At 31.2% G+C, this 21,956-nt stretch carries 24 protein-coding genes and 1 pseudogene; 22 read left to right on the top strand and 3 right to left on the bottom strand.

All coding sequences use genetic code 11. The annotated features are described in order from the left end of the window. The first annotated feature begins 119 nt into the window (after positions 1-119). From CD035_RS02580 to dgoD, 5 genes are read left to right on the top strand one after another with little or no spacing between them, the layout of a single operon-like run. Entirely contained in the window at positions 120-1,340 is a 1,221-nt protein-coding gene (locus CD035_RS02580) for an ROK family transcriptional regulator (protein WP_048540193.1), read from the top strand. A gap of 19 nt (positions 1,341-1,359) precedes the next feature. Beyond that, positions 1,360-2,145 carry an SDR family NAD(P)-dependent oxidoreductase gene (locus tag CD035_RS02585; protein WP_048540191.1) on the top strand — a complete coding sequence of 262 codons (786 nt, stop codon included), beginning with the start codon at positions 1,360-1,362 and terminating at the stop codon, positions 2,143-2,145. A 21-nt stretch (positions 2,146-2,166) separates the two neighbouring features. Beyond that, positions 2,167-3,120, top strand: a complete 954-nt coding sequence (locus tag CD035_RS02590; protein WP_048540189.1) for a sugar kinase — start codon at positions 2,167-2,169, stop codon at positions 3,118-3,120. Between the two features lie 31 nt (positions 3,121-3,151). Beyond that, positions 3,152-3,760, top strand: coding sequence for a bifunctional 4-hydroxy-2-oxoglutarate aldolase/2-dehydro-3-deoxy-phosphogluconate aldolase (locus tag CD035_RS02595; protein ID WP_317044468.1), 609 nt, complete (start codon positions 3,152-3,154; stop codon positions 3,758-3,760). Between the two features lie 14 nt (positions 3,761-3,774). After that, positions 3,775-4,923, top strand: coding sequence for a galactonate dehydratase (gene dgoD, locus CD035_RS02600; RefSeq protein ID WP_048540185.1), 1,149 nt, complete (start codon positions 3,775-3,777; stop codon positions 4,921-4,923). Positions 4,924-4,977: 54 nt separating this feature from the next. Here the strand turns inward: dgoD and CD035_RS02605 are convergent, their stop codons facing one another. Beyond that, positions 4,978-5,442, bottom strand: a complete 465-nt coding sequence (locus CD035_RS02605; RefSeq protein WP_048540184.1) for a toxin — start codon at positions 5,440-5,442, stop codon at positions 4,978-4,980. Between the two features lie 31 nt (positions 5,443-5,473). Further along, a complete protein-coding gene (locus CD035_RS02610; protein WP_025904388.1) occupies positions 5,474-5,803 on the bottom strand; it encodes a helix-turn-helix transcriptional regulator in 330 nt (109 codons plus the stop codon). Positions 5,804-5,945: 142 nt separating this feature from the next. Between CD035_RS02610 and CD035_RS02615 the strand changes: the two genes are divergently transcribed. The 11 genes and pseudogenes from CD035_RS02615 to CD035_RS02665 form a co-directional block, all read left to right on the top strand. Beyond that, positions 5,946-6,266: a phage holin gene (locus CD035_RS02615; RefSeq protein ID WP_025904389.1), complete on the top strand. Its 321-nt coding sequence runs from the start codon at positions 5,946-5,948 to the stop codon at positions 6,264-6,266. A gap of 20 nt (positions 6,267-6,286) precedes the next feature. Beyond that, positions 6,287-7,540, top strand: a complete 1,254-nt coding sequence (locus CD035_RS02620) for an N-acetylmuramoyl-L-alanine amidase (protein WP_048540182.1) — start codon at positions 6,287-6,289, stop codon at positions 7,538-7,540. A gap of 254 nt (positions 7,541-7,794) precedes the next feature. Further along, entirely contained in the window at positions 7,795-8,088 is a 294-nt protein-coding gene (locus CD035_RS02625; protein WP_048540181.1) for a lactococcin 972 family bacteriocin, read from the top strand. A 25-nt stretch (positions 8,089-8,113) separates the two neighbouring features. Next, complete coding sequence (locus CD035_RS02630; protein ID WP_048540179.1) at positions 8,114-10,117, top strand: hypothetical protein; 2,004 nt, start codon at positions 8,114-8,116, stop codon at positions 10,115-10,117. Continuing rightward, positions 10,117-10,479: a YxeA family protein gene (locus tag CD035_RS02635; RefSeq protein WP_048540177.1), complete on the top strand. Its 363-nt coding sequence runs from the start codon at positions 10,117-10,119 to the stop codon at positions 10,477-10,479. The genes CD035_RS02630 and CD035_RS02635 overlap by 1 nt, the downstream gene beginning before the upstream one ends. Continuing rightward, positions 10,476-11,108 carry an ATP-binding cassette domain-containing protein gene (locus CD035_RS02640; protein WP_048540175.1) on the top strand — a complete coding sequence of 211 codons (633 nt, stop codon included), beginning with the start codon at positions 10,476-10,478 and terminating at the stop codon, positions 11,106-11,108. The genes CD035_RS02635 and CD035_RS02640 overlap by 4 nt, the downstream gene beginning before the upstream one ends. Positions 11,109-11,487: 379 nt before the next feature. Then, complete coding sequence (locus tag CD035_RS02645; protein ID WP_048540173.1) at positions 11,488-12,336, top strand: DUF72 domain-containing protein; 849 nt, start codon at positions 11,488-11,490, stop codon at positions 12,334-12,336. Positions 12,337-12,347: 11 nt separating this feature from the next. Beyond that, complete coding sequence (locus CD035_RS02650; RefSeq protein ID WP_048540171.1) at positions 12,348-13,169, top strand: sulfite exporter TauE/SafE family protein; 822 nt, start codon at positions 12,348-12,350, stop codon at positions 13,167-13,169. Positions 13,170-13,181: 12 nt separating this feature from the next. Next, positions 13,182-14,513 carry a bifunctional metallophosphatase/5'-nucleotidase gene (locus tag CD035_RS02655; protein ID WP_048540169.1) on the top strand — a complete coding sequence of 444 codons (1,332 nt, stop codon included), beginning with the start codon at positions 13,182-13,184 and terminating at the stop codon, positions 14,511-14,513. A gap of 76 nt (positions 14,514-14,589) precedes the next feature. Further along, a complete protein-coding gene (gene lipA / locus CD035_RS02660; protein ID WP_048540168.1) occupies positions 14,590-15,507 on the top strand; it encodes a lipoyl synthase in 918 nt (305 codons plus the stop codon). 12 nt (positions 15,508-15,519) lie between these two features. Beyond that, positions 15,520-15,897 (top strand): annotated as a pseudogene (locus CD035_RS02665) (YutD family protein); the annotation flags it as partial. Between the two features lie 469 nt (positions 15,898-16,366). Here CD035_RS02665 and CD035_RS02670 read toward each other — a convergent pair. Continuing rightward, entirely contained in the window at positions 16,367-16,636 is a 270-nt protein-coding gene (locus CD035_RS02670) for a DUF3055 domain-containing protein (RefSeq protein ID WP_048540166.1), read from the bottom strand. A 108-nt stretch (positions 16,637-16,744) separates the two neighbouring features. Here CD035_RS02670 and CD035_RS02675 point away from each other — a divergent pair, with 108 nt between their 5' ends. The 6 genes from CD035_RS02675 to dltB all read left to right on the top strand — a co-directional run bounded on the left by CD035_RS02675 (position 16,745) and on the right by dltB (position 21,941). Continuing rightward, a complete protein-coding gene (locus tag CD035_RS02675) occupies positions 16,745-17,188 on the top strand; it encodes a DUF86 domain-containing protein (protein ID WP_048540164.1) in 444 nt (147 codons plus the stop codon). After that, on the top strand, positions 17,175-17,942 hold the full coding sequence (locus CD035_RS02680; RefSeq protein ID WP_048540162.1) for a TIGR01457 family HAD-type hydrolase: 768 nt from the start codon (positions 17,175-17,177) through the stop codon (positions 17,940-17,942). The genes CD035_RS02675 and CD035_RS02680 overlap by 14 nt, the downstream gene beginning before the upstream one ends. 22 nt (positions 17,943-17,964) lie before the next feature. Next, a complete protein-coding gene (locus tag CD035_RS02685) occupies positions 17,965-18,933 on the top strand; it encodes a 2-hydroxyacid dehydrogenase (RefSeq protein WP_048540161.1) in 969 nt (322 codons plus the stop codon). A 171-nt stretch (positions 18,934-19,104) separates the two neighbouring features. Further along, a complete protein-coding gene (locus CD035_RS02690) occupies positions 19,105-19,248 on the top strand; it encodes a teichoic acid D-Ala incorporation-associated protein DltX (protein WP_075577785.1) in 144 nt (47 codons plus the stop codon). 15 nt (positions 19,249-19,263) lie between these two features. Continuing rightward, positions 19,264-20,724, top strand: a complete 1,461-nt coding sequence (dltA, locus tag CD035_RS02695) for a D-alanine--poly(phosphoribitol) ligase subunit DltA (RefSeq protein WP_048540159.1) — start codon at positions 19,264-19,266, stop codon at positions 20,722-20,724. Beyond that, positions 20,721-21,941 (top strand): D-alanyl-lipoteichoic acid biosynthesis protein DltB, encoded by a 1,221-nt coding sequence (gene dltB, locus CD035_RS02700; RefSeq protein WP_048540158.1) that lies wholly within the window; start codon positions 20,721-20,723, stop codon positions 21,939-21,941. Before dltA ends, dltB begins: the two co-directional genes overlap by 4 nt. Positions 21,942-21,956 lie beyond the last annotated feature (15 nt).

Here is a 21,956-nt window from a genome sequence, read left to right on the forward strand (position 1 = left end):
ACTCTTTGAATCTGATTTAATTATTAATGTAAGCCTTTTCAAATAGAAAATCAAGTAAAATACGAATAAAAATATTTATTTTAGTTATTATAAATTACTTAAAGTTAAGGAGGGTTGTCGTGAAGCAATCATCTCGGATCAATATTAATTTAATGAAAGATTATAATAAGCAACTTGTATTAAGGACGATTCAAAAGTATGGACCAATCTCTAGAGTAGAAATTGCGAATAGAATTGACTTATCAAGACCTTCAGTTTCAGAAATTGTTTCAATATTAATTGATGAACAATGGATAGAAGAGAAGGCAATGGAAAGAAAAGTTAGAGGCAGACAACCGATACCACTTGATATTAATAAAGAGAAAAAAGTGATGATTGGTTTAGAAATTGGTGCATATAGAACGAGTATAATTGTCAGCAATTTGAGAGCAGAAATCTTATTTGAGAAACAAATAGAAATGGATTTACAAAAAGGTCCGAATGACATGATTGTTTATTTAGGACAAGAAATTCGTTTAATTGCAGAAGAATATTCAGCACTACAAATTGAAGTACTTGGTATTGGAGTAGGTATGCACGGGTTGGTCGATACTCAAAATGGTACAAATATCTTTGCGCCAAACTTAGGATGGAGAAATATCGAAATTAAATCGATATTAGAATCTGAAACAGACTTGATGGTCGTAATTGATAATGATTGTAATAGTGCAGCACTTGCGGAAATGTGGTTTGGCCAAGGTAAAGAAGAAACAAACTTTATATCGGTCATCGTGGACTATGGTGTAGGTGCAAGTATTATCAATAATGGATCGATTTTAAAAGGCAATCACCACATTACAGGTCAAATTGGACATGTCACGATAGATCCAGATGGTCCATTATGTTCTTGCGGTAATTATGGCTGTTTAGAAACATTGTCTTCAGAAACAGCAATTTTAAAAATGATTAAGCGTCAATTAAAAATTGGTCGTAAAAGTCAAATATTAAATATGCAGTCTGAAATTGATGATTTAAGTATTGAAGATTTTTATGAGGCAGTGAATCAAGGTGATGAATTATGTGTCCAAATTGCTGGAGAAGTTGGTAGAAACCTTGGTTTAGGCTTTGCAATATTAATCAATTTATTTGGACCAAAATTTATTGTATTAGGTGGTAGTTTAACAAAAATTAGTCATCTCTTACTACCAGAAATTAAAGCAATCATTCGGTTAAAAGTAATGGGTGAAGATGCGAAAGAGACGCCAATCGTAACTTCTGCTTTAGGGGACGATTTATATACGATTGGCGCAGCATCTTTAATAGTAGAAGAAATATTCTCATTACCAAAACCAAATAAATGAATATAAGGAGGAATTATAAATGAGTGAATTAAATGAACAAGTCATTATTGTAACTGGCGCAGGAAAAGGTATCGGTAAAGGTATTGCAAAACAACTTGGCAGTAAAGGTGCAAAGATTGTTGTTGCTACAATTGATCCAGAGTTTGGTAAAGAAACAGTAGCAGAAATAATCGATAATGGTGGCGACGCATACTTTGTTGAAACAGATGTATCTATAGAAGAAAGTATTATTAATATGGTTAATGAAACAGTGAATCATTATGGGAAAATCAACACACTTGTTAATAATGCAGGTATCACAGTGTTTAAATCTATTGAAGAAGCAACAGTGGAAGATTGGGATTCTATTATCAATATTGATTTAAGAGGAACATTCTTATGTTCGAAACATGTCATCCCTGAAATGAAGAAACAAGGTGGCGGTTCAATTATCAATATTTCTTCAAACCATTCAATCGCGACTTTACCAGACACTGATATATATGCTGCTGCTAAAGGTGGCGTTAATGCGATGACACGAGGTATGGCATTAAGTTTAGGTAAATACAATATTCGTGTAAATGCGATATGTCCAGGATTTACAAACACATCACATTTAAAAAATTGGTTTGATTCAATGGAAAACGAAGATGAAGTGAGACAAGGCGTCTTAGATTTACACGCGACATCAAGAATTAATGAACCAGAAGATATTGGTAAATTAGCGCAATATTTAGCATCTGATGATTCTGAAATGATGACAGGTGAACACTTAGTCATTGATGGTGGTTTATCTGCACGTTTATACAACGCAGACGGCTATTAAGTTATAAGGAGGGTCATGAAGATGGATGTATTGTCTATTGGAGAAACGATGGTTGTGTTTGCACCTAAAGAAGTAGGACCAATGAGATATGCTCAAGACTTTTCAACGCATATAGCTGGGGCTGAAACAAATACGCTTATTGGGTTAGAAAAGCTTGGTGTTAAAACTGGCTGGATTAGTCAATTAGGTAATGATGAATTAGGGCAGAAGATTTTAAATTTTGTTCGTGGTGAAGGTATTAATGTAGATTCTGTAAAATTAATATCTGAAGCACCGACTGGCATTTTTCTTAAAGAGAAATTTCGACAAGATCAAACACGCGTCCATTATTATAGAAAAGGTTCAGCAGCCAGTCTAATGTCTGAAGCAAATATAGATGAAAGTTATGTCGCTCAATTTAAATATTTATATGTCACAGGTATTACACCTGCTTTAAGTGCATCTTGTAAACAAACAATATTTAAACTCATTTCGACAGCAAAATCATTAGGCTTACAAATTGTTTTCGATCCAAACTTAAGACTCAAATTATGGTCTGAAGATGAAGCGAAAGAAACATTAAAACAATTAATTGCTTTAAGCGATATTGTGTTACCAGGAACGAGTGAAGGGGCATTTTTATTCAATACACAATCTGAAGAAGAAATCGCTCAAGAAATTATTAATTTAGGTGCATCAACAGTAGTTGTTAAATTAGGAAGTAAAGGTGCTTACTATGTACATAAAGATATTTCAGGTTATGCAAAAGCTTCAAAAGAAATAGAAGTCGTTGATCCTGTTGGTGCTGGAGATGGCTTTGCGGCAGGTTTAATCGCAGGTATTATCGAAGGGTTATCCATTCATGAAGCAACAGAACAGGCTTGTAATGCAGGTGCACTCGTGACAACGGTTAAAGGTGATGTTGAAGGATTACCAACTAAAGAAGAAATTGAACAAATGAAACATACAGGTCATGTAGATGATGTGATTAGATAAGGAGGCGTCTAAAATAGATACATTACAAACAATCAAAGAAACTAAATTAATCGCAATTTTACGAAATGCAAATCCCAATGATATTTTACCAATCGTAGAAACATTATATAAAGCAGGTATTCGTGCGATAGAGGTTACGATGAATTCACCTAAAGCGTTAGAATCTATTGAACTGATCTCTAATGAAATGAAGGGAAAAGTTGTAGTTGGAGCAGGTACAGTCTTAGATGCAGAATCGGCAAGGTTAGCTATTTTAAGCGGTGCAACGTTTATACTGTCGCCAACGGTAGATAAAGATACGATTCGCATGAGTAAAAAATATGGTGCGGTAAGTATACCAGGTGCTTTAACACCAACAGAAATTCTAGAAGCTTATGAATACGGTGGAGATATTATTAAAGTCTTTCCAACAACAAGTTTAGGTCCTGAATATATTAAAGATTTACAAGGACCATTACCGCATATACCACTTTTACCAACAGGTGGTGTAAGTATAGACAATGTTACTGATTTTATAGAAGCGGGAGCAGTTGGTGTCGGTTTAGGAAGTGCATTAGTTAATACGAAAGTAGAAACGAATAAAGCGTATTTTGAGGAACTAGAACAAAAAGCACAAGCATTTTATAACAAAGTACATTAAAGAGGAGTGCTAACATGAAGATTGTAGACTATGAGTTGTTTCAAGTACCACCACGTTGGTTGTTTCTAAAAATTACGACGGACGAAGGAATCGTAGGGTGGGGTGAACCTGTAATTGAAGGTAAAGCTCAGACTGTCGGTGCAGCGGTTGATGAATTTATGCAACAGTTGATTGGTAAGAATCCTTTAAATATTGAAGATCACTGGAATATGATGTATAGAAGTAGCTTTTATAGAGGTGGTCCAATTTTAATGAGTGCCATTTCAGGTATAGACCAAGCATTGTGGGATATTAAAGGTAAATATTATAACGCGCCTGTTCATGAATTATTAGGTGGGGCATGTAGAGAATCTATGAAAGTATATTCATGGGTTGGTGGTGATAGACCTCAAGATACTGCAAACGCTGCTAAAAAAGCTTTTGAAAATGGTTTTGAAGCAATCAAAATGAATGCAACTGAAGAATTACAGTATATAGATAGTTATGACAAGATAGAAAGTGTTGTTCAACGTGTTGCTGGTATTAGAGAAGCAGTTGGCAATCAGTTAGGTATTGGAATTGATTTTCACGGGCGTGTTCATAAACCAATGGCTAAAGTATTAGCTAAAGAATTAGAGCCATACAATCCAATGTTTATAGAAGAACCTGTATTAAGTGAAAATATAGAAGCGGTTAGAGAAATTAGTCAAACGACAACTATACCAATAGCGCTTGGTGAAAGGCTATTTTCTAGATGGGATTTCAAACCTATTTTAGAAAGTGGATTTGTCGATATCATTCAACCTGATTTATCACATGCTGGTGGTATAACAGAATGTAAAAAAATTATTTCTATGGCAGAAGCTTATGATGTAGGTGCTGCACCTCATTGTCCACTTGGACCTATCGCTTTAGCGTCATGTCTACAAGTAGATGCAACTTGTCACAATGCTTTTATTCAAGAACAAAGCCTAGGCATTCATTACAATAAAGACAGTGATATTCTAGATTATATTACGAACAAAGAAGTATTTGAGTTTAAAGATGGATATGTAGATATTCCTAAAAAGCCTGGCCTTGGTGTAGAAATAGATGAAGCACATGTTAAAAAAATGGCGGAAGTCGGGCATGATTGGCATAACCCAGTTTGGAGACACAAAGATGGAAGCATTGCAGAATGGTAAATATAACGTATGTTCATAACATCATTAAAGGCTGAGACGTTATTGTCTCAGCCTTTAATTGATTTCTTTATATTCATAAACTTGAAGTGGGTTGAACTTTATTAAATAATGATCATACCATGTGCTTAATCCATATTTTTGTTTGTAATGTTCTAAAACTTCATCTATATACCCTTCAGATACGTCTAAATAATTACTCAGTTCAAATTTATTATGGACGCCTGATTGGTACGCTTGCACAATACTTTTTAGAGGTATAATTTTTTCAAATCCTAATCTTCTTGCTTTATGCTCAAATTTCCATTTCCATAATTCACTTGTATCGAGAATATCTCCATAAGATATATCATGATGGGCTAACTCTTCTCCTAGCACTTCTAACTTTTCTTTGTTAGATAAATCATCTTTCAATAAAATTAATCCATCTACATATAAACCTTTCAGTTGATTCGGAAGGTTACTTGTTTCTTTAATCACGATGTGTTCATTATTGATAAGTGTTTTTTCATATCTATTCAAATTATCCCCACCATATTTTCCGTTTAATAAATCATTTGTTTTGATGCTTTAGAAAATCAACATATTCTAATACTTTCTTCAATTCTTCTTCTGTTAATTCTCCATCTAAATGTGCGGCAATCGTTTCTGCAGTAGAGTTATAAGTTTGTTTAGCTTCCCCGTCTAAAATATAACTGACACTTACATCAAATAACTTTGCCATTTCTTCTATTTTCTTCATCTTTGGTGCTTTTCTTCCTGTTTCCCAATATGAAATGGATTGTTTTGAAACTTGTAACGCATCTGCTAATTTTTGTTGCGTCCATCCATTTTTCGTTCTTAATAAACTTATTTGTTCAGAGAGTTTATTTTGAGACACCATAAGTTTCCCGCTCCTTATATGATTGATACTATTATTATAACCTATAGTTATATTTTATCAATAATTTTGCATAAAAATATAACTAAAAGTTATTGACGTCAACCGAAAGTTATATTATAGTGTAACCAAGGAGGTGATACACATGGTTAAAATGAACTTCAAAACAGATAAAGTAAATTTGAATTATTCCGAAGAAGATAACAGAATCCCAATTGATCCAGACAAAGTTAAACAATTTATCGCAATGATAGGTGGGTTCTTAGGTGCACTATATTTAGCATTGAATGCATCTGGAATTTCGGTAGAATGGTTGAACCCTCAAAAGTTAAATGCATGGATGAACGTATTAAACACAGGGATACCTATTGTATTTGTGCTTTATGGTATTTGGAAAAACACATTCATTTTTACAAATCAATCACGTGAACAAGAAAAGTTCTTAAAACAATCTGGTAAAAAATAAAAATAAGAAAGGATGATTGAATGTTAACAGCTATAACATATTTAACTAAAAAAGGATGGGAAATTTCATCAGACCCAAGAACGTACGATCAATATCCAAAAAACTATGGATATAGAAATTACACAGAAGATGGCATAAATTATGATGCCTATTGTAGTGGTTATCATAGAGCATTTGATGTCTATAGTAATGAAACGAATCAAATTCCAGCAGTTACTAGTGGAACAGTTATATTAAGTGAACCATTTGGTAATTTCGGAGGCACAATTGAAATTAGAGATAATAATGGCAATGATTGGATTTACGGGCATATGCAAAGAGATACATTGCAATTTTCTAAAGGTGATAAAGTCATTCAAGGTGACATTATTGGATTACAAGGCAATAGTAATTATGACAATAATCCGATGAGTGAACATTTGCATATCCAATTACGTCAAAAAGGTGAAGACATTTCTAAAGAAGTAACAAGAGTGTGTAGTGGTATGCCAATTGAAAATTATGACATATCCAAACTCAATCAAAAATTAGATCAATCTAACAATAAAGGAGCCGTTAAAATGAGTAGAAAAATTATGATTGTAGCAGGGCACGGGTATAATGATCCAGGCGCAGTAGGAAATGGAACAAATGAAAGAGATTTTATTAGAACGAATATCGTAGACAGAGTAGCAAATTATTTAAAACAAGCTGGCCATACAGTTGCAGTATACGGCAAAGACCAAGATATGTATCAAGATACAGCATACGGTGATCAGGTCGGAAATAAAAAAGATTACGGATTATACTGGGTTAAATCACAAGGTTATGAAATTGTAGTAGAATTTCATTTAGATTCAGCAGCCGCATCAGCTACAGGAGGTCATGTTATTATTCCAAGTGGATTAGCAGCAGACAGTATTGATAAAGCATTACAAGCAGCCGTGAAAAAACATGTAGGTACTATTAGAGGCATTACAGAAATAAGTGACCTATTACATTGCAACGTAGCTAAAGCAGAATATATCAATTATCGATTAGTAGAGTTAGGATTTATTACCTCAACAAAAGATATGAATTACATTAAAAATAATTTAAATGCATATACAAAATCACTAGCAGAAGCCATCAATGGAGGAGCCATCAATACGAATCCAACAACCTATACAGTCGTAGCCGGAGATACACTATGGAGTATCAGTCAAAAAATTGGCGTTACCGTAGCAACATTAAAGAAATTGAACGGATTAACATCAGATGTCATACAAATCGGACAAGTATTGAAATTAAAATAGGAGACAAAACGATGAATAAAAAAGCAGAAAAAAATACCTTAACCATAAAATTTATACAATGACGGCCATCATTAAATAAAATTATGTAAGGTATCCTAATAAGTTAAATATACCACAAAACCCTCGCTATCAACAAACAAATAGCGAGGGTTTTAAATGTAAAAAATTGTATAAAAAGTAATTGACAGAATATTATGAATTAAATATATTATTCTTAAGACGTCTTGAATTTTGAAAAATGGGAGTGTTTATTAATGAAAAAATTTTTTATAACTTTATTATTAACAATTATAATTGCTTCTGGTGCAGGGATTGTTAAAGCATACCAAGTTAATGTTGATGGTGGTAGTTGGAACTATGGTGTATCTGATACGTATGTATGGTCTAATTATTATCATGGAAAGAAAGCGCATTATTCAACTGTTATTGGTGCTAATAAGTTTTCTTCAGGTTATACACCTAAAGGAAGATGGTCTAAGGCATCATCTGTAAGAAGACCAGGTTGGCAAATTTGGAAAGCAAATAAAGCATATTACGGCTTCTATTAATGAATTTTATCAATGAGGCTGATAAATGAAAAAAATTACAAAGACTACTATATTTCTTATATTCGGTATTATAACTTTTATATTCTTAAATTTTTATAATTATATAGATGATATTAAATTGCCAGGATACAACAAAGCATTAGTCATAGCAAAGTGGGACAAGAAACATAATAAAGAAGAAATAAATAGGTTATTAGTTAAACTTTCTACTGAACATAATATTTCGATGATTCGAGTAAATGGGAATTATGATGATAATGGTAAAACTAAATATTTATCTCAATATAATTTGAACGAGAAACTTAATTTTAATGAAAAAGCATTTAATCGTAACAAGAAATATCAAATTATAAAACCAGATAATAAAATTTTGGGTAAATTAAATTTGGTTGGAACAACTTTTTTTATAAAAGAGAATCCCAAAAGTGATTTTTATGAAACATTAGAAGAAAAAGGTTTAACAATTGAAGATTATGAATTTCCATTACATTTAATAATATTGGAATATATAAGTACCCATCAATTACCTTCTACTTTCATAATTTTATTAGTAATAATTTTCATAGCTATTTTATATGATCAACTTGCTTCAGTGAAAGAAATGTCTATTAAACGAATACATGGATTCACATCGTCAAAAAATATAGCTTTACAATTATTAAAAATTACAAAAATCTTTGTTTCACATTTCATAATAATAACTTTAATAGCAACTATTGGATTATATTTATATAATCAATTGGCACAAATCAGATATATCTTTTGGTCATATTTAATTTGTGTAGTAATTTTTTATATTATTTTGATTATGGTATCGCTAATGTCTTACTGGCTAGTATCTAAACAAACTTTTAATATTCAAAAATATATAAAATTTGAAGGTGTCGGCAATAGGTTCCAATACTTGCCAAATATAATTAAGTTAATAGTGACTTTAACTTTACTCAATGTTATATCGATTTCAATACATAACTACATAGAAGCGGTTGACATTGTTAACAGTGAAAAGCATTGGTTTAAGAATAAAGATTTATATATTGCTGAATTGACAACAAATGAAATAGAAACAAGTAAGAAACAGTTTAAATATTCAGATCAAGAAGTGATAAATTTATTAAACAAAATTCCTGAAAAGAATTGGATGCTTACATTTCATAGACATTATAATTGGAAAAAATCTGGGGAGAAATATGATTTAGATAATGCTATCTATGTAAATAAGACTTTTATTGATAGAAATAAAATTAGTATAGAAAACAAAGAATCAGTAGATTTTTCAAAAATTACAGCACTAATTCCTGATAAAGGATTTTCCAAAGAGAATATAAATAAAATAAAAAAAGATTTACAAGAAGAGATTGAATTTTATGATGAAATTGAGAAAGTTCCTAATAAACAAAGGTATCTAGATATCAAAGTTCATAAAATAAAAAATAATTATAATTTATTTAACTATAGTACAGGTGTATATAGTAAAGAGGTTATATCTTATAATCCAGTAATAATAATATTACCTAAAGGTTATTATCCAATTTCTTTCTATAGTTCTGCTACATCACAAGGGTTATTGCTCTTTAATGATTATGATCTAATTAAAAGTAAACTAGATAATAATAAGTTTGATACAGAAATTCAAGGTTTGACTAATGCTTATAGTAGTGTATTGACTGAATATAATAAAATAAAACGTAATCTATTTGTTTCTGTTACTACCTCTATACTAGGAATCATAATATTAATTTCAGTATATCTATTTATTATTAATATTTATTGTGATAGAGAGAAAAAAGTGATATTTGTAAGAACTATTCATGGAGATTCTTTTTTTAAAAAGCATATAAGTTTTGTGATAAATAGTTTAGTTTCTACATTTATAGCATTATTTATTGTGAATTTTTTTGATATTGTAGAAATTTCATTCAAATTAATGATTTCAATTATTCTATTCGAATTACTTACTGTCATGATTTTTATTAATCGATATGAATATCATTTGTTGAAAGATGCAAGAAGAGGTGAGACTCAATAATGAAAAAGTTAATTTATACATTAATAGCAAGCATTATGATAATTTGTGTAATTTTATTTACGATGAAAAATATTGATGAAAAATTAGATGTAGTAAATCCCTTTGTTAAAAGAGGTTGGAGTTATGCTAAGGTTCCATATAGTAGCGATGCTGAACATTTAAGTAAACAAGAAATTATAAATATCCAAGATTATAAAGATATTGAATCTTATGATGAAAATGGTCATAAAAACAACTATTTATTGGACTTTAAAGGTTATAGCCCTTCTGAACAATATGTCAAAATTGATCACAAAGGTAAATGGGTTTATTTTATAGAATATATCAGTAAATCTGAGTATGAGAAGATGATTAATCAATGATCCGTGTAAATAATTTAAGAAAACAATTTAATGGTGTTAATTTATTTAGTGATTTGAGTTTGAATATTAGCAAAGGTGAAATGGTCGCCATAACTGGGAGAAGTGGTTCGGGAAAATCCACTTTATTGGGTTGTATGTGTGGCTTAGAAAAAATTGATGGTGGTACTATTTATATTGATGGTGATGACATAACTAAGATGAAACGTAAACATAAGATGCTTTTATATCGAAATAAGTTAGGCTATTTGTTTCAAAACTACGCACTTATTACACATGAAACGATTGAATATAATTTGGACATCGTACTAACTTATAAAAAATTGAGTAAATCACAGAAAAAAGTATTGAAAAATGAGGTCATGAAAAAAGTAGGATTAAATAAACCACTTAATACTAAGATTTATACGTTAAGTGGAGGAGAACAACAGAGAGTCGCGATTGCTAGGTTACTATTAAAAGAACCTCTAATAATTTTTGCAGATGAGCCAACAGGTGCTTTAGACAATGATAATAAATATAAAATACTTGAACTTTTATCAGAATTTAAAGGTAAATCTACTATATTAATTGTTACGCATGACGAGGAAGTTATGAAATATTGTGATAGAAATATACAACTTGCTACATGAATGAGTTGATACACATATAAAACGGCTAGGACATTATTATTTGTCATAGCCGTTATTTTTTATGAGTTGAAAAGAATGGTGGATTTAGTAACAAAAGTCTGTGGAACTGTAACTAAGGGCGTCCATAGTAACAAAAGTCTGTGGAACTGTAACTAAGGGCGTCCATAGTAACAAAAGTCGTAGGAAGTGTAACTAAGGAGGTCCATAGTAACTAAAATCGTACGAAGTGTAACTAAGGAGGCCTATAATTACAAAACGTATTAGAAGTGTAACGAACGACATAAAATTCTTTACTGCTCATTCATAGTTTTACATAATTTTAATCAAACAAACTGAACTATAAATACTCTGTGTGGTATGATGAGTATGGTGATGAAATATGATAAAAATTGGCCTAACTGGATGGGGAGATCATGATTCTTTATATGAGGACCTGTCTAATAAAAAAGATAAGTTAAAAGCATATGCTGCTCATTTCCCTATTGTGGAATTAGATGCAACTTATTATGCGATTCAACCGCAACGAAATATTGAAAAATGGATTCGGGAAACGCCTAATAATTTTAAGTTTGTTGTTAAGATTCATCAGGCGTTAACAGGTCATGCTGAGGTTACTGATTTTGCTGAGGACAAAATGACATTATTTAATTTATTTAAAGATTCGATGGCACCGTTGAAAGCATCAGGAAAGTTAGCGATGATTCTCGTACAGTTCCCACCTTGGTTTGATTTACAACCTCAAAATATTAATTATTTACGTTATGTACGTGAGCAATTAAAAGATTTTGATGTTTGTATCGAATTCCGTAATCGTACTTGGTTTAAAGAAGATGTTAAAGAGTATACGTTGGAATTTTTAACCGAAATGAAATTTATTCATAGCGTTTGTGATGAACCGCAGAGTGGGGAAGGGTCTATACCACTAATAAATCGTATTACGCATGATGTTGCTTTCGTCCGTTACCATGGTAGAAATGTAAACGGATGGACGAAGAAAGATATGACAGATCAAGAGTGGCGTGATGTCAGATATTTATATGATTATAATGAAGCAGAACTTAAAGAGTTAGCTGATAAAGTTAAAATTTTAGAGCATAAAGCGAAAGATGTTTATGTAGTATTTAATAATAATTCTGGTGGACATGCTGCACAAAATGCCAAAACTTACCAAAAGTTATTAGATATAGAATACGAAGGTTTAGCGCCTAAGCAACTTAAATTATTTTAGAGGTGACAGGTATGGCATATTTAGTGTTAATTATTATAGGTGTATCGTCTGCAATATTAGGGGCGCTAGTTGGAATTGGTGGCGGAATTATTATTGTTCCTTCACTCGTATACTTTGGTATAGACCATCAATTATTGTCTGGTATGACACCACAAAGAGCGATTGGTACATCATCAGTTATTTTAATTACAACGGGTTTAACAGCAACATTAGGTTATTTGAAAACGAAGCAAGTTGATGTAAAAAATGGATTAATATTCTTGATTGGTATCATTCCAGGTGCTTTACTTGGTGCATATTTAAGTAAGTATTTTACTTTAGATTCATTTAATTTATACTTTGGTATTTTCTTAATCTTTATTTCTATCGTATTAATGATACGTAATCATATGAAACCAATAAAGTACTTCCAACGAGAAAAGTATTTAAAATCATTTACAGATAGATATGGTGAACATCATAAATACGGTGTACCACCGTTTGTCGCTATTGTTTCATCATTTATTGTTGGTATAACGACTGGTTTATTCGGTATCGGTGGTGGTGCATTGATGACACCATTGATGATTATTGTATTTAGATTCCCTCCACATGTTGCTGTTGGTACAAGTATGATGATGATATTTTTCTCAAGTTTATCAAGTTCTGTCAGCCACATTGTGCAAGGTAATGTACTTTGGGTACATGCGATTGTATTGATTATTTCAAGTTACTTTGGTGCAAAAATTGGTGTAAGAATAAATAGTAGAATGAAGTCAGACACTGTCGTTTTAATTTTAAGATTTACAATGTTAATCTTAGGTATATATTTGATTATAAAAAGTGTTTTATAAGGAGTTGGATTTGTGAAGCTCACGATATTTCATACAAATGATATACACAGTCATTTAAATACATATGCCAAAATATCTCAGTATATTAAAGATGAAAGAAGTCGTTATCAGCATGATACACTTTATATTGATATAGGTGATCATATAGATTTATTTCATCCTTTAACAGAAGCATCACAAGGTAGAGAAAATGTTAATATTTTAAATGACAGTCACGTAGATGTTGTAACAATAGGTAACAATGAAGGTATGACAATATCTCATGATGCCTTGAACCACTTATATGATGAAGCTCAGTTCGATGTAACTTGCTGTAATTTATTTGATTTAGAAGGTAATTTACCGAATCATATAACTTCTCATGTTGTTAAAGATATTAATGGTATTAAAGTATGCATGATTGGTTTGACAGCACCTTTTAATCATATTTATGAAAGACTTGATTGGAAAGTGACGTCACCATTACTTGCGCTAAAGAATGAAATTGAACAAGTGGAAGAATCATATGACGTACTGCTCGTATTAAGTCATGTTGGTATCTTCTTTGATGAGCAAATTTGCAAAGAATGTCCGGAAGTAGACATTATTTTCGGCGCACATACACATCATTATTTTGAAAATGGTGAAGAACAAAATGGTGTGTTGATGGCTGCAGCTGGTAAATATGGGCATTATGTTGGTAAAGTAGATTTAGTTATTGAAAATCAAAAAGTTATTCATAAAGAAGCGGAAATTATTAATTCTGACTTAATTGAAGAAGTACCAAATGATTATGAAGAAAAAGGTAAGGCATTATTAAATAAACCGATACTTAAAGGTAATTTTTCATTACCACGTCGTCTTAACAGTGCAAGTTATACAACGGACTTATTATGCGAAAGTGTATTAGAATTTACAGGAGCAGACTGTGCAATTATTAATGCAGGTCTTATTGTTAAAGGTAAGACGGGTAATGAGTTAACAGAATACGATATTCATCAAATGTTACCGCATCCTATAAACACTGTTTCAGTAGTTTTAAGAGGCGCGGAACTTAAACAAATTATATATAAACCGATGGAACAGTCCTATATGGATGAAGTAGCATTTGGATTTGGCTTTAGAGGAGATATTTTTGGAGGATATGTATTTAAAAATATCGGCTATATTGAGTCTACAGGTCAATGTTTTGTGAATGGAAAAGAAATAGAAGATCACGAACAATATAAGCTCGGTACAATTGATATGTACACATTCGGAAGATACTTCCCAATATTGAAAGATATGAATGTAAATTATATTATGCCAGAGTTTTTAAGAAATATTTTTGAACAAAAGTTATTACAACATAAAAAGAAAGTGTAATGAGCATTTAAATTTATATGTATATTCGTTATAATATATAAAGATGAAAATTAATAATAGAAGGGTGTTCACGTATATGGCTACTAAAAATGAAGAAATATTACGTAAACCAGACTGGTTAAAAATAAAATTAAACACGAATAAGAATTACACAGGCTTGAAGAAAATGATGCGTGAGAAGAATCTTCATACAGTTTGTGAAGAAGCTAAATGTCCAAATATTCACGAATGTTGGGGAGAAAGACGTACAGCTACATTTATGATTTTAGGTGCAGTTTGTACGAGAGCATGTCGTTTCTGTGCAGTTAAAACAGGTCTTCCAAATGAGTTAGATCTAGATGAACCACAACGTGTAGCAGAATCAGTTCAACTTATGAACTTAAAACACGTTGTTATTACAGCAGTAGCAAGAGATGACTTGAAAGATGCTGGTTCTAACGTTTATGCAGAAACAGTACGTAAAGTAAGAGAGTTAAATCCATATACAACGATTGAAATTTTACCATCAGATATGGGTGGTAGTTATGAAGCATTAGAAACATTAATGGCTTCTAAACCAGATATTTTAAACCACAATATCGAAACAGTTAGACGCTTAACACCAAGAGTTAGAGCACGTGCAAAATACGATCGTACATTAGAATTCTTAAGAAGATCTAAAGAAATGTACCCAGATATTCCTACAAAATCTAGCTTAATGGTTGGACTTGGTGAAACAGTTGAAGAAATTTATGAAACAATGGATGATTTACGTGCAAACGACGTAGATATTATGACAATCGGTCAATATTTACAACCATCACGTAAACATTTAAATGTGCAAAAATACTACACACCTTTAGAATTTGGTAAATTAAGAAAAGTAGCTATGGAAAAAGGCTTTAAACATTGCCAAGCTGGTCCAATGGTACGTAGTTCTTATCACGCAGATGAACAAGTTAATGAAGCTGCTAAACAAAAACATATTCTAGGTGAACAAGCACTTAATAACTAATAAGGTGATTGAATGTTAACTAAAATAGAAAATAACTATTTTGAAGTGATTAAAGATGATCAGAAATCTTTCAATGAAGAACAATTTACATCACGTTATTCTGAAATTCTAGATAAATATGATTTTATTGTTGGTGACTTTGGTTACGAGCAACTTCGTTTAAAAGGCTTTTATCATGATTCTAATAAAAAAAGTGATGCAAATAAGCGATTCTCTGCTATTCAAGATTATATATTAGAGTATTGTAATTTTGGATGTAAATATTTTGTGTTGAGACGATTATCTAAATCTGAGATATCTAAATTAACAGCAGAAGAAGCAACTTTCATAGATGAAGAACATAAATTAGAAGATGTTAAAATAGAGCCAACAATTCAGCAAAACACTAAACAAGAGCAACAAAACAAACAACAAGAAGCTGAAACAGTAGAAATAGAAGAAGACGTAATTGAAGAACAACCTACATCTAAAAATACTTTAAAAGATTATTTATAAACGAAAGAGCCCGGAATTTTTCCGGGCTCTTTTGTATTGAGCTATAGCGAGATTGTGAATATTTTTGTATGAAGTTGTTTATATGATATAGGTGCGTTAGTAACAAAAATCGGTCGAAGTGTAACTAAGGGTGTCTATAGTAACAAAAATCGGTCGAAGTGTAACTAAGGGTGTCTATAGTAACAAAAGTCAGTCGAAATGTTACTATGGAGTGTCTTATTTACAAAACTACTGAGAATTGTAATTACTGGACTTCTTATTTGCACTTTCGACCAGAACTGCAAATAACGGCATCAGTATTTGCACTTTCGACCAGAACTGCAAATAACGCTCACACTATATTAATTACAAACGCAATTCAATTTTATATATCTATAACATCATGTAAATATTCTGTTACTTCTTCGCCTTCTTCTTTTGTTAAACCGAGGATGTGACTTATATAGCCATCTTCTTCTAAGTCATCCTTACCGATAATACCAAATGTATTGTTTTGGGTATTAAGTACCATTGTTTTTCCATAATGTCTATCTGTATAAATCAGTGTCAAGTCATAGCGACTGTGTTCACCGACAAATCCTACAAATTGTATTTTCGCTTCATCTTGCTCGTCATATAAGAACATATCTATCATGTTTAGCGACTCCTTTTTAAAAATCTTTCTTTACTTGTATAGTATACAGAGCAATGCCCTACAATTCAAAATTATGATATGATGATATATGGATAGGAGGTCTTCTACATGTATTTCGTAGATAGCAAAACTTTAACTTTAAAACTAAATTATTTAGAAAAATTAACGGTAGATTTTGAAACCGAGAAAAATTCTCCATACGCTTTAGAAAGAATCGCACATATGATGATTGAATCTGTAGTTGATATTGGGAATTTGATTATTGATGCATTTATTTTAAGAGATCCTGGTAATTATAAAGATGTGATTGATATTATGGAACTTGAAAAAGTCTTCCAACCTTCATCTGCTGAAGCGATTAGAACATCTATTGATTACAGAAAAGAACTTATTAGAAATTATGAAAATCTTGATCATGATCAATTAAGAAAAGCTTTTGAAATAGCGACGCCATTTTATAAACAAGCAATTGAAGATACAAAACATTTTTTAGAAAATGAAAATGTTCCCGTAACAGCTTTTGGTGAAGGAGATAAAAATGAAAGATTATAAAGGTTATTTTATTGATATAGACGGTACAATGTATAAAGGTACGGAAGTTATTGAAGGTGCAATCGAATTTATAAATTATTTAAATGAAAATAATAAAGATTATTTATTCGTTACGAATAACTCTTCAAAAACACCTGCTGAAGTAGCAGAAAAATTAAATAATATGGGTTTTCATACTTCAAGTGAACATGTGATTACTTCTGCAATAGCAACTGCTGGATATATAAGTGAAGCTTCTCCTGGCGCATCAGTATATATGGTAGGCGGAAGTGGATTAGAAACTTCTTTAAAAGATGCTGGCTTAGTTGTGAAAGAAGATGAACATGTTGATTATGTCGTAATGGGCTTAGATGTGAATATTTCTTATGAAAAGCTTTCAGTAGCATGTTTAGCCGTTAGAAATGGTGCGAAATTCATATCTACAAATAAAGATGTTTCGATTCCAAATGAAAGAGGATTTTTACCTGGAAATGGTTCGTTGACAAGCGTTGTAAGTGTATCGACTGGACAGACGCCAGTATTCATCGGTAAACCAGAAACAATAATTATGGAACAAGCAATTGAAAAAATTGGTCATGCTAAAGAAGATTGTGTCATGATTGGTGACTTATATGACACTGATATTTTAGCTGGAATCAATAGTGGCATTGATACATTACATGTACAAACTGGTGTAACTTCTTTAGAAGAAATTAATAAAAAAGAAGTATTACCAACATATAGCGTTAAGAATTTATTTGAAGTTATTAAGTAAATTCACATAAGGAGCTGAGAACATGAATGAGAAAGTACTTGTTGCAAGACAATTACCAGAAAAGTTTATCAATCAGATTAAAGAATATGCAGAAGTAGATGTTTGGAACAGCGAATTAGAACCAATGCCTCGAGAAGCATTTTTAGAACGTTCTCAAGAAGCTACAATTGTCATTACGACATTAAGCGAGCAAATTGATGAGGAATTTTTTAACAATGCAACGCACATAAAGGGTGTCGTCAATTTAGCTGTTGGTTTTGATAATATTGATGTGAAACTTGCTGAAGAAAAAGGTGTTGTTGTTACAAATACACCAGAAGTTTTAACAGAAACGACTGCCGAATTAGGCTTTACGTTAATGTTAACAGCAGCAAGAAGAATTGTTGAAGCGGTTCAATATGTACATAATGGTGAATGGAAAAGTTGGGGTCCATATCTTTTAGCAGGAAAAGATGTCCACGGCTCAACAGTTGGTATTTATGGTATGGGCTCGATTGGAGAAGCTTTTGCTAGAAGATTGAAAGGCTTTAATTGTAAAGTACTTTATCATAATCGCTCTAGAAAAGAAGAAGCTGAACAGCAATTAAATGTTGAATATCGTACAATGGATGAATTGCTTAATGAGAGTGATTTCGTAGTTTGTACGGCGCCATTAACACCTGAAACAAAAGGTATATTCAATCGAGAAACTTTTAAAAAAATGAAAAACTCAGCAATTTTAATTAATATTGGACGTGGTGGTCACATCGTAGAATCTGATTTAATTGAAGCAATTGAACAACAAGAAATTTTAGGTGCAGCATTAGACGTTGTTGAAAGTGAACCCATTTCAGATGACCATACATTTTTAAAAATGGATCAAGTTATCGTTGTGCCACACATCGGCAGTAGTTCAATTGCAACACGAGATAAAATGGTGCAGCTATGCGTTGATAATGCTAAACAAATTATGTTTAACGAAGAACCAATTACACCGGTTAAGTTAAAATAATCAAACGAAATTAATAAATAAAAAGACAAACCAAAAGAATTAAATTTTTGGTTTGTCTTTTTATTGCCATATATTGCTAATTTTTTACATATAATTCTTGATATTCGATTATGTATAGAATATAATGATGAAATAGAATAATTACAAAATTAAAACACAAGGAGATTAACAATGGAAAAAATTAGGGATATTATAAACTCTGAAAACTTTAAATTGATTGGTTTGACGATTTTCTATTTACTAATCATGATTGTGTTATTTTGGATTTATGCTGGTGGAAGCGCAAGTAATGATTTTATATATAATGAATTTTAATAAAGGAGAAAGTTTATGAGGGACATCTTAGAAAAAGTAACATTTATGAATAAGTGGCATGCTGATAAGGTTGCTATAAACTATAGAGATGAAGTAATAACTTATGGTGAATTAGATCTTTATTCTAATAAATTAGCTACTTTAATTAAAGGTTCTGGAAAGCCTATAGTACTTTATGGTCATATGTCACCTTATATGATTGTGGGAATGATTGCGAGTATGAAAGCAGGCATTGGTTACGTTCCAATTGATACTTCTATTCCATTAGAAAGAATAGAGCATATCATTGATAAGGTTGAGCCTGTTTTTATTTTGAATACAACTGGAAATTTATTGAATAATTTACATGTAAAGCAAATAATGATAGAAGAAATACTTGCTGTTGAATCAGTGGATCAAGACTTCAAGAGAATAACTGATAAAGACATTGTTTATACAATATTTACATCTGGATCTACAGGATTTCCAAAAGGTGTACAAATAAGATATGAAAGTCTTGTTGATTTTACAGAATGGATGCTGGAATTAAATCAAATAGGCGAGCATAGAATGTGGTTAAATCAAGCGCCGTTTTCTTTTGACTTGTCTGTCATGGCCATTTATCCATGTTTAATGACTGGCGGTACACTTCAACTTGTCGATAAGAAGATGATTGAAAAGCCTAAACAATTATATGAATTGCTCGAACATAAAGCAGTAGAAAGCTGGGTATCTACACCTTCATTTTTAGAAATGTGTCTGTTATTGCCTAATTTTAATGAAACACATTATCCGAAATTAAAGCAGTTCTTCTTCTGTGGAGAGATATTGAGTCATAAAACAGCACAGAAATTACATGATTTGTTTACGACATCAACTATTTATAATACATATGGACCAACTGAAGCTACAGTTGCTGTAACGAGTATACAAATCACGCAAGAAATACTGGATCAATTTAAACCTTTACCAATAGGCAAAGTACGCCCAAATAGTGAATTGAAGTTAACAGATGAAGGTGAATTAATTATTATTGGTAAAAGTGTGAGCCAAGGTTACTTAAAAGATGAAGAAAAACATAATAAAGTGTTTAAAATCATTGATGGCCAATTAAATTATCATACAGGTGACAAAGCAACCTATCGAGATGGTTATTGGTTCATTAACGGAAGAATTGATTTTCAAATTAAGATCAATGGTTATCGTATGGAACTTGAAGAAATTGAAAGCGTACTTGAACACTTACCAGATGTTAAACAAGCTGTCATTTCACCAATCAAACAGGGTGAGAAAATCCAATATTTACATGCAACAATTGTGCCAATAGCTGATGTGCTAGCAAGTGAAAATGATATGACAATGCATTTGAAACATGAATTGAAATTACATTTACCTGAATACATGATTCCTAGAAAATTCAGCTATGCTAAACAGCTACCTTTAACGGCTAACGGTAAATTAGATCGCAACAAAGTATTAGAGAGGTTAAATTCATGACACCATATGGAGAATTTACTTATTTCTACATCTGTTTAATCTTAATGTTACCCGTTATTATTTTAGGATTAATCGGTAAGAAAAGTCTTATATACAATAGGCTAATAACCTTAATTATGCTTGTTTTAATATTTTCGGATGACAGTAAAAATTTATTCGATAATCAATATTTAAGTTATCAACTCATTTTCTTTGCACTGTATGTATGTTATCAAGTTGTTTTGATTAGAACTTATAACACGCTCGTAAAGAAAACAAACAACTTTAAGTTATATGTGAGTGCAATATTTTTATCTATATTACCGTTAATTATTGTCAAAGTATTACAAAGTAGTTGGCTTGGAACACATCAACTTACAATACATGGTAATAGAGTCATTGAATTTATTGGATTCTTAGGAATTTCTTATATTGCATTTAAGAGCATTCAACTCATTATGGAAATTCGTGATAGTCGAATTAAGTCTATTGATACGATGAAATTAATCGATTTTATTACATTCTTTCCAACAATCTCATCTGGTCCAATAGATCGATATAAACGCTTTATTAAAGATGAAGAGAAGACAATAGAACCTGAAAAGTACTATGACATGCTTATCAAAGCGATACATATGGTGTTTATGGGATTCTTGTATAAATATATCATTGCTTATTACATAAATGAGTATGTGATAAAAGTTGTACCAATAGACACGGATCCAACATTTTTAAATTACTTATATTATATGTATGGTTATAGTTTCTATTTATTCTTTGATTTTGCAGGATACAGTTTATTTGCAATTGCATTTAGTTATTTATTTGGTGTGCAAACACCTGTTAACTTTAACCAACCATTTAAAGCTAAAAATATTAAAGATTTCTGGAATAGATGGCATATGAGTTTATCATTTTGGTTTAGAGATTGCGTATATATGCGATTTGTATTTTGGGTATCTAAAGAAAAATTATTAAAAGATAAATTATTAATATCTAATTTAGGATTTTTCTTGAATTTCTTTATTATGGGTATTTGGCATGGTATTGAATTGCATTATATTTTGTATGGTTTATATCATGCATTGCTATTTATTGGGTATGGCTATTACGAACAATGGCGTAAAAAACATCCTATAAAGATGAATCCAAGCATTATGAACATAGTAGCAATTTTAATTACATTCCATTGTATAGCATTTGGATTTTTACTTTTCTCAGGCAAGTTAATACATTAAATAAGGGAGTTATAT

This window comes from Mammaliicoccus sciuri (assembly GCF_002901825.1).
Taxonomy (GTDB): Bacteria; Bacillota; Bacilli; order Staphylococcales; family Staphylococcaceae; genus Mammaliicoccus; species Mammaliicoccus sciuri.

Bases quoted from the DNA above. Each gene is read 5' to 3' on its own strand.
- CD035_RS02640 (WP_048540175.1), top strand. From the start codon at position 10,476: ATGATCCGTGTAAATAATTTAAGAAAACAATTTAATGGTGTTAATTTA.
- CD035_RS02685 (WP_048540161.1), top strand. From the start codon at position 17,965: ATGAATGAGAAAGTACTTGTTGCAAGACAATTACCAGAAAAGTTTATC.
- CD035_RS02680 (WP_048540162.1), top strand. From the start codon at position 17,175: ATGAAAGATTATAAAGGTTATTTTATTGATATAGACGGTACAATGTAT.
- CD035_RS02625 (WP_048540181.1), top strand. From the start codon at position 7,795: ATGAAAAAATTTTTTATAACTTTATTATTAACAATTATAATTGCTTCT.
- CD035_RS02650 (WP_048540171.1), top strand. From the start codon at position 12,348: ATGGCATATTTAGTGTTAATTATTATAGGTGTATCGTCTGCAATATTA.
- CD035_RS02585 (WP_048540191.1), top strand. From the start codon at position 1,360: ATGAGTGAATTAAATGAACAAGTCATTATTGTAACTGGCGCAGGAAAA.
- CD035_RS02635 (WP_048540177.1), top strand. From the start codon at position 10,117: ATGAAAAAGTTAATTTATACATTAATAGCAAGCATTATGATAATTTGT.
- CD035_RS02645 (WP_048540173.1), top strand. From the start codon at position 11,488: ATGATAAAAATTGGCCTAACTGGATGGGGAGATCATGATTCTTTATAT.
- CD035_RS02690 (WP_075577785.1), top strand. From the start codon at position 19,105: ATGGAAAAAATTAGGGATATTATAAACTCTGAAAACTTTAAATTGATT.
- dltA (WP_048540159.1), top strand. From the start codon at position 19,264: ATGAGGGACATCTTAGAAAAAGTAACATTTATGAATAAGTGGCATGCT.
- dgoD (WP_048540185.1), top strand. From the start codon at position 3,775: ATGAAGATTGTAGACTATGAGTTGTTTCAAGTACCACCACGTTGGTTG.
- CD035_RS02615 (WP_025904389.1), top strand. From the start codon at position 5,946: ATGGTTAAAATGAACTTCAAAACAGATAAAGTAAATTTGAATTATTCC.
- lipA (WP_048540168.1), top strand. From the start codon at position 14,590: ATGGCTACTAAAAATGAAGAAATATTACGTAAACCAGACTGGTTAAAA.
- CD035_RS02630 (WP_048540179.1), top strand. From the start codon at position 8,114: ATGAAAAAAATTACAAAGACTACTATATTTCTTATATTCGGTATTATA.
- CD035_RS02670 (WP_048540166.1), bottom strand. From the start codon at position 16,636: ATGATAGATATGTTCTTATATGACGAGCAAGATGAAGCGAAAATACAA.
- dltB (WP_048540158.1), top strand. From the start codon at position 20,721: ATGACACCATATGGAGAATTTACTTATTTCTACATCTGTTTAATCTTA.
- CD035_RS02590 (WP_048540189.1), top strand. From the start codon at position 2,167: ATGGATGTATTGTCTATTGGAGAAACGATGGTTGTGTTTGCACCTAAA.
- CD035_RS02675 (WP_048540164.1), top strand. From the start codon at position 16,745: ATGTATTTCGTAGATAGCAAAACTTTAACTTTAAAACTAAATTATTTA.
- CD035_RS02620 (WP_048540182.1), top strand. From the start codon at position 6,287: ATGTTAACAGCTATAACATATTTAACTAAAAAAGGATGGGAAATTTCA.
- CD035_RS02610 (WP_025904388.1), bottom strand. From the start codon at position 5,803: ATGGTGTCTCAAAATAAACTCTCTGAACAAATAAGTTTATTAAGAACG.